General features: G+C 41.6%; 12 protein-coding genes. 2 read left to right on the forward strand and 10 right to left on the reverse strand.

The features are described from left to right. Positions 1-699, forward strand: a 699-nt coding sequence (locus A3GA_RS11680; protein ID WP_018026255.1) for a DDE-type integrase/transposase/recombinase, incomplete at its 5' end; no start/stop codon positions are given. Here the strand turns inward: A3GA_RS11680 and A3GA_RS0110530 are convergent. The 8 genes from A3GA_RS0110530 to A3GA_RS12085 form a co-directional block, all read right to left on the reverse strand. Continuing rightward, on the reverse strand, positions 688-1827 hold the full coding sequence (locus tag A3GA_RS0110530) for an ATP-binding protein (RefSeq protein WP_018027367.1): 1140 nt from the start codon (positions 1825-1827) through the stop codon (positions 688-690). The two genes, A3GA_RS11680 and A3GA_RS0110530, sit on opposite strands and share 12 nt — an antisense overlap. Before the next feature lie 45 nt (positions 1828-1872). Further along, positions 1873-2952: a hypothetical protein gene (locus A3GA_RS0110535; RefSeq protein WP_040614287.1), complete on the reverse strand. Its 1080-nt coding sequence runs from the start codon at positions 2950-2952 to the stop codon at positions 1873-1875. 88 nt (positions 2953-3040) lie between these two features. Beyond that, positions 3041-3505, reverse strand: coding sequence for a DUF3592 domain-containing protein (locus A3GA_RS0110540; RefSeq protein ID WP_018027369.1), 465 nt, complete (start codon positions 3503-3505; stop codon positions 3041-3043). Positions 3506-3523: 18 nt separating this feature from the next. Continuing rightward, the gene (locus A3GA_RS0110545) at positions 3524-3910 is read right to left on the reverse strand and encodes a PAAR-like domain-containing protein (RefSeq protein ID WP_018027370.1); all 387 of its coding nucleotides are present in this window, start codon (positions 3908-3910) and stop codon (positions 3524-3526) included. Between the two features lie 10 nt (positions 3911-3920). After that, entirely contained in the window at positions 3921-4577 is a 657-nt protein-coding gene (locus tag A3GA_RS0110550) for a DUF3540 domain-containing protein (RefSeq protein WP_018027371.1), read from the reverse strand. Continuing rightward, entirely contained in the window at positions 4562-5599 is a 1038-nt protein-coding gene (locus A3GA_RS0110555; RefSeq protein ID WP_018027372.1) for a pentapeptide repeat-containing protein, read from the reverse strand. The genes A3GA_RS0110550 and A3GA_RS0110555 overlap by 16 nt, the downstream gene beginning before the upstream one ends. Then, positions 5600-8257, reverse strand: coding sequence for a DUF2169 domain-containing protein (locus A3GA_RS0110560; RefSeq protein ID WP_018027373.1), 2658 nt, complete (start codon positions 8255-8257; stop codon positions 5600-5602). A gap of 28 nt (positions 8258-8285) precedes the next feature. Then, positions 8286-10727: a type VI secretion system Vgr family protein gene (locus tag A3GA_RS12085; protein WP_018027374.1), complete on the reverse strand. Its 2442-nt coding sequence runs from the start codon at positions 10725-10727 to the stop codon at positions 8286-8288. Between the two features lie 605 nt (positions 10728-11332). Between A3GA_RS12085 and A3GA_RS12505 the strand changes: the two genes are divergently transcribed. Next, positions 11333-11569, forward strand: coding sequence for an integrase core domain-containing protein (locus tag A3GA_RS12505; protein ID WP_373852653.1), 237 nt, complete (start codon positions 11333-11335; stop codon positions 11567-11569). A gap of 53 nt (positions 11570-11622) precedes the next feature. On the opposite strand, the gene A3GA_RS0110575 is transcribed toward A3GA_RS12505, so the two are convergent. Together A3GA_RS0110575 and A3GA_RS12095 are read right to left on the reverse strand one after the other, a co-directional pair. Beyond that, positions 11623-12387 carry a hypothetical protein gene (locus A3GA_RS0110575; RefSeq protein WP_018027376.1) on the reverse strand — a complete coding sequence of 255 codons (765 nt, stop codon included), beginning with the start codon at positions 12385-12387 and terminating at the stop codon, positions 11623-11625. 36 nt (positions 12388-12423) lie between these two features. Next, complete coding sequence (locus A3GA_RS12095) at positions 12424-12669, reverse strand: zinc ribbon domain-containing protein (RefSeq protein WP_338045962.1); 246 nt, start codon at positions 12667-12669, stop codon at positions 12424-12426. Between the last annotated feature and the right edge of the window lie 48 nt (positions 12670-12717).

Genomic DNA, 12717 nt, shown 5'->3' on the forward strand with positions numbered 1-12717 from the left:
CCACGACAGGTGCCTAAGCCTATGTCGTGGGTAGCCACAGCACCTAATCAGGTATGGTCATGGGACATCACCTATCTACCGAGTGCCGTTCGTGGGCAGTTCTATCGCTTGTATATGACGATGGATATCTACAGTCGTCTGATTACTGGTTGGGAGATTCACCTAGAAGAATCGGCTCAACACGCAGCGACTCTGATTAACAAGGCGTGTCTGAAACATGGAATCCGAAAAGACCAGCTCATCTTACACTCAGATAATGGTAGTCCGATGAAAGGAGCTACTATGCTAGCGACCTTGCAGAGGTTAGGCATTATGCCTTCCTTTAGCCGCCCATCAGTTAGTGATGATAACCCTTATTCGGAGTCTCTGTTTAGAGCACTCAAATACACACCGGCCTATCCTAATAAGCCTTTTACTAGCCTAGAACAGGCTCGTCAATGGGTGCATCAATTCGTCATCTGGTACAACACGCAACATTGCCATAGTGGTATTCAGTTTGTAACACCAGAACAGCGTCATAGCGGGCAGGATAATGCTGTTTTAGCGCATCGCCGTGCCGTTTATGAGACAGCCAAAGAAGCTAGACCAGAACGTTGGAAAAACCGTTCTGTTCGCAATTGGAAACCGGTCAAAGAGGTCTGGTTAAACCCATCGAAGGAGAGTAACGATTTAGCGAGAAATGTAGTATTAGCAGCATAAGAAATCGGACAACTTGCTTGACAAACACCGCTTGTCGTCCCAGACGAATCCGATGCGTCTGTTTTTTTTCTCTTGGTCTTTAGGAAGGCTGTTCAATGCTGCCTCAATGCTGGTTTGATCGAGTTCTGTCTTCCCGGCCTTGGCAGCAAGTCGTGCGGCCTCACGTATGACAAAAGCCGAATCAGAGAGGGCCTTACCCGTGAGCGCATCGAGGAGCTTGTCCACGTTAAGGTCGTCGGCTTTCGGCAGTTTGCTCAAGAGTGAGTCCACCAACGATGCCACTTCTTCCCTCGATGGCATGCCCACCTCGATGATGTGGTCGAACCGGCCGCGACGCAGAATGGCCGGATCGATCATCTCGATCAGATTCGTCATGGCGATTATCAGTACATTGTTCTTGATGGCCTCCGGAATCCGACGAAGGAATTCCGCTACCTCCTCGACGTGATGCAAGCCGGTCGAGCTACTAGATCGCCTATCCGACAGAAAAGATTCCATCTCGTCGATGACGACGACGGATGGAGCCCCATCAATTGCCTTGTCAAAAACCTCGGAGATCTTCTTGCTGGTTTCGTGAATGTAGGGGCTGCCGACGCTGTTGGAATCAATCGAGTAGCTGGGCCAATCGATAAACTCGACAAGCCGCTCCACGGCAAAAGTCTTGCCACAACCCGGCGGCCCGTGGAGGACGATGGCGGAAGGAAAATCGATACCCAAAGCCTGATATTTCTCGGCATTGAAGATGATGTCGATGACGTGCTCGTTGAAAAACTCCTCAAGCTGAGGCCGTCCTGGAAGTTTGAAAACCTTGGCCTCGGCTGGTTCTTCAGGCATTTGCGGCTGGTCAGGTTCGACTACAGCCTCCTTGGCAATGGCGGCCTTCGCGTCGTTCTTGGCCTGAGAGGCGGGCTTGCGCTTGGCCAGCAGGCCCGCATCCGCAGGTACGCTAAACCCGGCAGCCCTTACAATTTCAGCCAGATCGCCAACGGGCATCCAGCCGGTCAGGCTGGTCAAACGCCGGAAAGATTCCGTCGAGATGACGACCCCACCGGTGATCCATGTTCCCAAGACAACTTCATCATCGACGTGAGGCGTGCGCTCCATATATACCTTACTTTCATCTGCCATCTATATTTTCTTACTCATAGCAAGCCTTGAACTTATAGCGAACGACTAAAGAAATTTCCCATCATAATTATCCAAGAAGAGTACCTTTTTTTTATCATTCTCTAAATAAAGGATAGGCCGTTGCTGCAACATCGACTTCAACTCTTTTTCTTCAGAATCAGCCACAGCTGATTTAAAGGAAATCTCACGTAATTGGCCAATACTGTCAATATAAGAAACCTCTACTTGATAGTAAGTCACATCATCACCGTAGCTTGTAAGCTTCCAAGTGATAGACTCCGTCGTGCTATGAATCCCTGACAACTTAATCACGTCAATAATGCCACTATTTGGGCCTCTGGCAGCCGCTCCATGACTGTGAAACGCCCATAAAAATACGATATTACATAGCGGCGCCCAATGCCAAGCTGTCCCCGTATTAAACAAAGTAAATACATCATCCGTCAGATGCTGAGTAGTTCGCTCCACATAAACTAGCGGCAGAATCATCTGCAACAAGGTGATGATAATAAGACATAAGCCTAAGATGACATGCTTGCGGGTGACCGCACCAGTTTCATTAGCTAATGCAAAAGCAGGTGACTTCTGCTTGGTATTTAGCCACACCGGCATGCGTGCTTTGGTGTCACTATGATCAATCTGAAGACTTTGATTTTGCGTTTCTATTATTTGCTTCAGACTAAGAGAGGGTGAGTAATCAACCGGTAGTGTAAAAACATGCGACACCCGAGTACCGGAAAAATTTTCAAACTCAACTAAAAGACGGCGATACAGTTTTGATTTGCGCATTTGTTCCTCGCTCACCTCCCCCGCCCCGCTTATATACCTGGGCGGAAACCCAGAAAAAGCATAATGACTATCACCGATTATCTCTGCCTGCCATACCTTACCTTGCTTCTTCAGCTGCATCATAGAAAAGTCAGGTAAAAAGTAAAACCAAATCACCATACAAAGTGCAACGACCCAAACAAGCAACCCCAAGTAAAAACCGGTATGACTAGTACTCTCCATATGCTCAACGATAGAGAGACGAACAAAAAACAGTGGGATGGCGCATAAAGCGTAAATATACAAAAAATACGTTTGGGGCGTACGCTCAGCAAGTCCTGTCAGGTTTGAAAACATCTATTTATCAACAATTAAGTCAATTAGAAAGTCTACTCAGGGCACATGCTCAATACATTCTTTACTTTTATCGAATACTATTCGGTTACTAAAAAATAATATAAGAAATTAATGCCGCACCAAAGATAAAAATAAACAAACACATAACCCCTGTCATCACGTAACGAAATACCTTTAATGGGCTCTCTGTGACACGACCGATCAATTGAATCTCACTAGGCTTTTCGCGATTAACATAAGCTGGCAAAAGCTGCCCAACGTTGTAAACCTTGACAGGTGTCCTACTATTTGATGTGTTGTGATAAACCTGTCCTCGATACTCATAACGATAACGCGCAGCATAAAATGTTGCTGAATGATCGTGAATTTCTTGGTGACCAACAATCTCTACTTCTATCCTATCCGAAGCAGCAACCTGCTTTCTTTCAAGGTGTACCAAATACAGTACAAAAATAATTGAGACTATCATGAACCAAAAATAAGGTTGTAAATCGGATAGATTTTGCATTTTTTTAAATAATGAATGAGAAAGTTTAGGCTTTTTACCACTCATGAAGTCATTAAACCTAATTTAAGGGCACAATAATAATGCCTTAAACTGACTCGGAACAATTCTCACAGAGAGAGGGCAATTAATCAGATTTGTAGGACCAAGACTAGTCACTCTAGTTGCCGGTGTACCACGAAGAATATGAGTAAAAGCTCCAGTAACATGCTGCTGTCTTGCCATCACAGTCCAAGAAATCAATCCCAAACCTATACCAGGAGTATCTCCAAAGGTGATAGGACGACTAGACATTATGTTATGCTGAGGCAACCCCATTAACAAAACATTAAAGCAAATCGGGATTGTTAAAGGCCCCATAGCGATATTTGGATATGGTATGGGCGGAATCGGGGTTTTACATACATCAGGAAAACCTAAGTCCATACCCCCTAATTGACAATTTGCAAACATATAAACTCCTTTAACCTGAAACGATTAACTTAGCATCGGTTTTAAGTAATTCTTTAGCATTAATAACTGTTGTATGCCCATCAATTCGTGCAAGCATTTCAGCAGAATAATTAATATTCATCGCCTGCACTTTATCAACCTCAGCCACAAACTTTTCTGACATGGTATAAGACTCACTGAAGAACTTCGCCAAAGAGGTCATTTTTTGACTCTTCATATCTAGATTAATTGAGTTAATGCGATAGCTTACGGATGTGACTGAATAACTTTCAGTCTCAAAACTCGCTGTTTTAGAATCAAAGTTGAGCTCTGTTGCTTTTAGATTAAACGTCTCAACTTCTATGTCAATAGAAGATTCTGAGGATTCAAGCAAAGCGGTTATATAGGCTCGACTCTCAGAGCCATCTACTAACACTATATCGCCGACATTAACTTGATGGATGCAACTAATCGCTTTTTTAACTGTCAAAACAGAGCCCTCTTCAAGCTCCACGACATAAGTCTGCTCATCAACTTTCTCCTTTAATAGAGCAACACCAGAAACTCTTTTAAAGCCTAAAGTACTATTCTTTTTCTGTAAAAAGCGATTAAGAGGACTTTCTGCCTCTTGCGAAACAGTTCCAATACCATCAGCATCTAACTCACTACTTTTTAACTTAAGATCCATAAATCTGCCTTACTTAATTCCCTATCCTCATCTAGAACACCTAAACTGCTTATCTTAGTATTATTCTTAATAACTCCCTGCATGGAGACTCGATGAAGTACTGTATTTGAAAAATCCGAATCTTCAAATAGTGAGTACGCAAAATCTGACAATGCTATCTTGCTCTTGGCAAAACTGCATTGATGGAATCTAGCCTCTCTGGCGACAAACATTTGCGCTGTTATTTCAGTGAAGTTAGTGCGTATTAACTCGGCATTTGAAAAAGCAGATCCATCCAGCTGCGCCTTAGAAAAGTTATTTAACTCCAACTTTGCTCCAACAAACATGGCTCTGCTCAAGTTTGCGTTTGAAAAATCATTATTTTTTAGCTGACACAAAGCAAAACTACAATCGGATAAATCAGCAGCGATAAATTTGCAGTTGGAAACCTCACTTTCACTAAATTGACTACGCTTTAAGTTAAGGCCGCTAAAGTCCAACCCTTCAAGCACCGACTGATAAGCAACCAAATTTTCAAAAACACTTGAGTCAAACCGAAACCCCTGGAAATCAAAGCCATTTAATAAAATATGCTCAACATTGCTATTAACAAAATTCAAACGTGTGTTTTGATTTAAACCAAAAACCAATCTATTTATCTCAGCGTTTTTAAACTCCAACTCCGCTGACGGTGAACTATTAATCGCAGTCTCTGCCAACGTTACTCCATCAAAAGTGCAATTTTTAAACTCACAATTAATGAAGTTTATTTTTGCAATAGCAGTTACTTCAAACATCACATTGATAAATTTACACCGATGAAATAGTAAATTTTCAAAGTCACAGTTCTGCCATTGAACATGAGAAAAAAACACATTTTCAAATGTACTGTCATTCCAGTTCGACTCTACGAAGCGATTATTTTCAAGCAGGCACTGCTTAAAAGCTGCCCCCTCAACATCAAATCGTTGGTTTTGATAATGCGAAATATTTCTTAATGCAATATCCTCACCGTTTTGTATATCTAAAAGAATAGTTTCCACTTACAAAGCTACTCCTTCTGACAACCTTGGTAAAAAATTTGCTCTTTCAAGTAGGCAATTTTCAAATACAGTCTTTATATCTCGCTGAACTTGAGGCATATCTGCCGAGAAAAAAGAACTTTGGCTAAAAAAACTGTTTTCAAATATCGCTTTTTTAAATAATGACATAGCAAAGTCAGATTTTTTAAATAATGAGCTTTTAAACTCTGCTCTGATAAATAAACCATTTTTTAAAAAAACATCCTCAATTTTTGTCCTATCAAAAGTTGCTGATGAAAAATCGTTATTAGACAAATTAGAGTCCTGTATTTCCAGTTCTTCTAAATAGACTTCTCTAAAGCTTGAATGCTTAATAGAGGAATCGTAAATTTTTGCTTTTAATAAAACTGTACCTTGCTGAATAAAAAACTTTTCTAAATTTACCTTTAAAAGATTTAAATTAATTATTTTCTTTAATGCGATAAAACCCAAAGAGTCAATATCACTATCTTCATAACGGAGTTTACTGGCTCTACCTCTAATCATCCCAGAACGTTTTATTTGACAGCGGTTAAAGAACACATCACTTAAAGCAGAACGTATAAACACCAAACTCTCAATCTTACAATCCTCAATTTTTAACTGATCTAAAAGTAACTTACTATTTACCCAGTTACTAAGAGTTGAAAATAAAAATTGAGAGCCAAGAAATTTAGAATTAAAACACTGCACATCATGGAGCGTACAGTTCTCAAATTTACAATTAACAAAATCCGCTTCATTTAGGATGACCGAGCTAAAATCACAATTTTTGAATTCGCAACTTTTGAATGAAGCTCCGGCTAGATTACTCTTTGTAAACTCAACATAAGTAAAAACACTATTAACCACCTCTAACTGACTTTTCAATGATTGATTGGCATAGCTACTATCGCTTAAGGTAGCGCCCTCGACATAAAAATAGTCACCCTCATCTAATGACTTGTTAAACGCGCAATCAAAGTCACTCTTAATCTTATTGGTGCGACTTGATTTTTTTAGCGATAATTGATCTGCTTGATGGGCTGATGTCTCACTTAATTTTTCTAAGTTTTGTCGATATTGTTCTGCAAACTCTTGTTCCACCTCTTCTGCCATACCCTCAGTATGAATAGTTAGGTTTACAGCCTTTAGTTGAGGCTTAGTCTCTTCATAATACTCATTAAAAAACTCTTTATTCTCTGTACTTGAGCGTTGCTCTACTTTTGCATCAATACCTTTTGTACTTTCTTCTAGCGCCTTTTTTTGCTTTCTTCTTTGCTCTAGAACGGACGGTTGACTCTCTACAAGGGCAATTTGCTTTCTAACAGATGCTTCAAAGTCTAAGGGCTCTGAGGAGCTGCTCTGCTCTTTAAAGAGTTCAGCTAAACGGCTTTTATCTGTGGCTGTTAATTCTTCATCTTTTTTAATGTGCTCTTTCAGCTCTTCTTCAGAAAGATTTAACCTATTTAAAAGCTCTTTTTTTTCTTTATCCAGTTCCTTTTGGCCCCTAGCAAGCTTATTAGTGACTAACTTAGAAACAACTATACTCTCGTGCGTAGCGACTTGTATAAACTCCTTATCCACCACTTGAGAATCAAGCAACGAATATAAACCACCAACCTGCGGTTCAGTCCGAAGCTTATAAATACCTTTATAATAGTCTGTTGTTTTTGGTCTTTCTACATGCTCAATAGCAAAAAATAAATGACTTATATCTTGCGCATCATCCTCAGAAATCGGAATATTACCCTGATAACTTAAAATCGCCATTTCTTCCGAAGGGAAAGCCCAATAAGTCATTAACTTAAGCTCATCCTCCGACAAACTCTCATCTTTATAAAACTGAGAGCCCTGCTGATACTTATAGAAAAACCGTATTTTTAAAGGAGGAATAGAGGTGATTAACTCTTGTTTTTCAGGATGAAGATTAAGAAAACTCAGTTTATCAGCAATATTGAGATGAGATAAACGCTGATCTACAGGGGCAGAATTAAAATAAGACCAATCAATATCACTGGCAAATCCTGGAAATTCCTCACGCCTCCACTTCTCATCATAAGTTCCTAACAACAGATTTCTACCCTCATATTCTATAGGCAGCATAGAAAAACTTTGCGGTAGATATGATTTATTTTTTTGAGTGACCGGGTTATTAGGGCTTTCTATATTTGGTAGCCAAATCGCATTAATACCTTTTTTTTCACTATAGTCCAGACCCTTACCTATGGGATTTTTTGTATCAGCAGCACCACCAAAGGCATTAGCCCATGAAATAGGAATCTGTTCAAAGTCCTCTGCTTTGCTAAAACGACCACCCTCCCATCGCCTATCACCAGTGATCCATAGTTCCTTTTTGACATTAGCTACCTTAAGCTGAACAGCAGTGCGACCATCTATCGCATACTTACCATAACCGTAACCTGAAACCACCACCTCTGGCTGCTTCTTAGGTATACCCATATCAATTAATTCGGCACCAAAGTCCTTAACTGCTACTCGCTCAAATAACTGCCATAGTTCTTGCTCTGTACGAAGACGAAACTGATCCCCCGCTGAAAAATCAACAAGCACAAAGGCCGATACACCTAAATAATCTTTATTAAGATAGCGATAAGGACGGTGTATACAACTTAACCTTATAGGTTTTAAAATGCGCATATTAGGTTCTTTTTAAAAAAGCAAAAATCTACCATCTCATAAAAAAACCGACAACATCTGTCTGCAAGCCCATGAGCCTATTATTCATTGCAGCCGTCTTTAATTCCTCAGCCTTTGCATCAAATTTAAGGATACCCATATCAAACTTAGATAAATACTGAGTAGAAGTCGTACCTATAACCGTCTTACTTTCTGCACCAACCACGGATACACTCGCCCCCGTAGCCGACAAATTAAAGACCGTCAAGCCATTCTTAAAACCATGTTTATCCCACCAGCTGGCACCAACATGACTGAATTTAGGTGCTTCTACAGTTACCACTGAAGGTGAGCTCATAAAAATTTCACCTCCAGTAGTAATACTAATGTCTCCAGTTGCTATTACATCCCAGGTGCTCTCCATTGTTTCCCTAACACTACCAACATGATTGTGAACTGTATTACCATCTATTTTCTTAAAATAAAGTCCTTCATGTTTATAACTTGTATAGCCAGTAACTGTTAAATTATGCATTCCATCAATCTTATCTGTGGTACTAGCATTAATCGTTCTAGTAGTAATACCATCAATGGTCTCATCATAGGTACTTTCATAGTGCTCAGTCACAGCATCTGTCACTGTCTCTGTACGCGTACCAGTCACTGAAATCGTATCATTACCGGTAATCGTTTCTGTATGATCTCCTGTAATTTCAGTTGTCTGATTACCACCTACAATAAACGTATCATCAGACGTCACTTCAGTATCTTGGGTACCGGTAATCGTCTGCACGCGACTGGCCGTGTAATTGCCTGTTTCCAAACCATTAATCGTGGTCGTACGTGTACTGTGAACAGTGCGCTCTTCTGTATTATCAACCGTCGTCTTAAGATTATTTTTAATGTGTTCTGTTCGATTATTACCAACGGTAATGTCCAGATTATTTAACACATTCACAATCATGTCGTACTGAGCACGTAAATCAACTAACTCTTGACCTAATTTATCAATAAATAAAATATGATTTTCTGTGCTTGAGTCACCAAATACTGACTGCGTTCTAAAACCACTGATATTGGCTTCTGCAGGCAAATTAACCGGTGGCATATTACTCTCGTTATAGACTCGACCTAAAACAATAGGTCGATCGGGATTACCACCGATAAAGTCCACGACCACCTCATCGCCAATGCGCGGGAGCTGCAAGCCACCAAAGCCGCCACCTGCCCATGGACTGGAAACACGAATCCAGCACGAGCTGTTTTCATCATTTTTGCCTTCACGATCCCAGTGGAACTGCGCCTTAATACGGCCGTATTTATCTGTGTATAATTCTTCACCCGCTGGTCCTACAACTTTGGCGGTTTGCGGGCCAGATGTCTTAGGTTGTTTTGTGATGCGAGGCGCTCTGTACTGTACACTAGATGGGATAGCACTAAAAAGAATTTGGAAATTATCCTTACGCTCTGTGCCGCTAGAATAGCCGGCGACTGACATATTGTAGGTGGTGTTAATGACCAAATACTCTCTATTTTCAGCCGCGCGAGGATGATTACGCAAGCTAAACACATAGCCTGGCGCCACGCCTCGAACGGTCGTTTCAGCCGTCACAATCTCTTGATTTACCTTGAGCTCTTGGATACGGATACGAGCGTATTGATCCCCATGATCAAGATCTTGATAACCACCTTGCCATTCATACATTTCAAGACTGGCATCATCACCAGCTAAAGACTCTGACATCAAGGCATCTAATTTGACTTGCGGTTTACGGAAGTCATAATCCACCACTGAATATTTTGCCGTGGTCATGCCGGCACGATGACGCCAGCTATACACACTCTCACGATCCGAATCAAGATTACCTTGCGTGTCATAGAAGGTGAAAGTGTCGTACGCAGGAAAGGGCTGATGTGTCGCCACATCATCAGTAAGCACGAGAGTATGCTGACCGTTTTGATGAGTGAAGTAATAATAAATACCCTCATGCTCCATCAAACGGCTAACAAAATTAAAATCGGATTCTTGATACTGTACGCAGTACTCCCAATCGCGATAGCTTTCATTTAATTGATATTCAACCGAAAAACCATAGCGAGCAAAGACTTTTTTCAAAATATCTGGCACGTTTTGATTTTGGAAAATCCGATTATCTTGTCCCTGAGTTAAATACCACATGGCCGGACGAACAATCGCACGGTATAAATAATAGCCGGAATTGGTACGCTCACGACCAAGTAATTCAAAATCAGTGACCTTACCATTTAAAAAACGTGGTGCACCAGACGATGTTTCGATCTCAATCGTCAAATCCGTGCCCAGCATTGAACGCACATCAAGCATAAAGGTGCCAGCAGCCAATTCCACTTCAAACTGAAACAGCTCAGATAAAGCCTCTTTACCCGTTAAGCTCAAAAAACCCAACTGCGGACCAAGCGCCGTATGTGCCACGATAGGACGATCGGTTGATGGTAAGTTCAAAAAATCCATTACTAACACCTTCAAATTTTAAAATTAATCTTTGATGTTCTTTGAATCACAGACCGCCCTATCAGCTCAGCCACTGCACAATATAAAACGCAGCATATTTGTTGCTAATTAATCATCAGAGAAAATTCTTTTTAAAAAGAACTTTTCTCATTTTAATTTACCTTGACTTGACTAGAACATCGACCATGAGCGAGCACATCGCTCCTCAGCGCACTACTTGGGCAAAATTTTAGCAAGGCGAACATGACATTTTGATTAAGAATTTATGACAAAAAAGATGACAATGTCATATTAATAGTCATGAACTGAAACTTGACTACTCTAGGAGGAGAGTTATCAGGTAACCACCCCCTAAATTAGCACAGCTCAACGGTAGAATTTTCCTTTACAACTAATTTATCTTTAGGCGTTTTACGATGAGCAAACGTAAAAGTGAAGAACAGATCATCACCTTGTTAAAGCGTGCAGAAGCGGGCGAGCCGATTGTAGATTTATGCCGTCATGAAGGCATTGGCGTTGTATGACCCCGAGACTGTATCCGTGCTGATAATGGCCCAGAGTTTACGTCAACGGTTGTTATGCAATGGGCAGAGCAACGCGGTATGATGATTGACTTTATTGAACCTGGCTGTCCTTACCAGAATGCCTATATCGAACGATGCAATCGAACTTACCGCAAGGAAGTGTTGGATATGCACCTCTTCAGTACGCTAGCACAGCTTCGTTGGTACACCGAAGAGTGGATTTCTATTTACAATACCGAAAGACCTCACGAGTCTTTAAATCGTTTAAGTCCTGTTGACTACAGGCTGAAAACACATTCTACTTTCGGGCTGTGTTAAGAATGGGGTAGGTTCACACTGACTTTTTAAATAATGAAACCTAACAGAGCCATTTACTCTCGACAAAAACGGTCACCTTGAATCAAGTCACTCTGAATAGAATATATATTCCTATCAAGCACAAGCAATTTTTCATTCAATACCATTAACCGTTGCTCATCTGCTGTTAAGCCTTCCCCTCTGCGCATCTTGCGACTAAGCTTGCCACTTTCTTCTGCTGTTAACCCTTGATATACCTTGCTATTCAGCACATCACGCTCACTACCCAAGGACGATTTTTGTGCTTGATAATCACTTAACTTACCTTTGAGAACAGGGCACACCGCTTGCCTCTCCTCCTCTGTCAGCTCCGCCAGAAAAATAAACTCGCTAGGCATACTGGGTAGATACTTTAATATGAAAACAGTACCCTTAGACCATGGAATGGTATAGTCACTAAAAACTGGGTAAATACGCGACTTTATATCCCAATAGGATACCTTTTGAGTATCGCCTTTTTCATCCTGATACACGGCTTTTACCGAATAAACAGCAGTAAAATCCTCGTTCCTTGACATCGTTGTTTCAGATGAAACAATTTCAGCTACCGCAATACGACCATAATGATTAATGACTGGCGCAAGCGCATACCCAGGCAATAGTGTCGCCACTAGCCAACATACAGTGACCAAGTCCAGTAAAGTTGATTTACCGCCCCAAGTACCTGTGAAATATGCTATCAAAATATGTGGCACCGCGATTATTAGCAGGGCTAACCACCAGCGATTTAGAATAAAAACTAGGATACCAACAATATATTCCATTACTTCACTTGACATCCTCCCCGGCCTGAAGGCCGGAGATTCCTACGGCGCTCAGGTGCGACATTGAGCCGCACCTGAATCGCTTCGGTGGGTTCCTGCTGCTGGCGGCATGACTGCACCGCTCACTTCACAGGCGAACCGGGCGTGTCCCGCCCTTAGAACATTGATCGCGCCGACGAGATCNGCGTTTTCCTCGAAACCNCATTCCACGCACTCGAACCGGGCTTGCGTCTGGCGGTTCTCAGCCGACACATGGCCGCAGCACGGACAGCTGCGGCTCGTGTTCTGCGGCGGCACAGCGATGAGGTATCCGCCGTTCCACGCCAACTTGTAGTCCAGTTGGCG

Origin of the sequence: Oligella urethralis DSM 7531, assembly GCF_000372065.1 — a bacterium.
Taxonomy (GTDB): Bacteria; Pseudomonadota; Gammaproteobacteria; order Burkholderiales; family Burkholderiaceae_B; genus Oligella; species Oligella urethralis.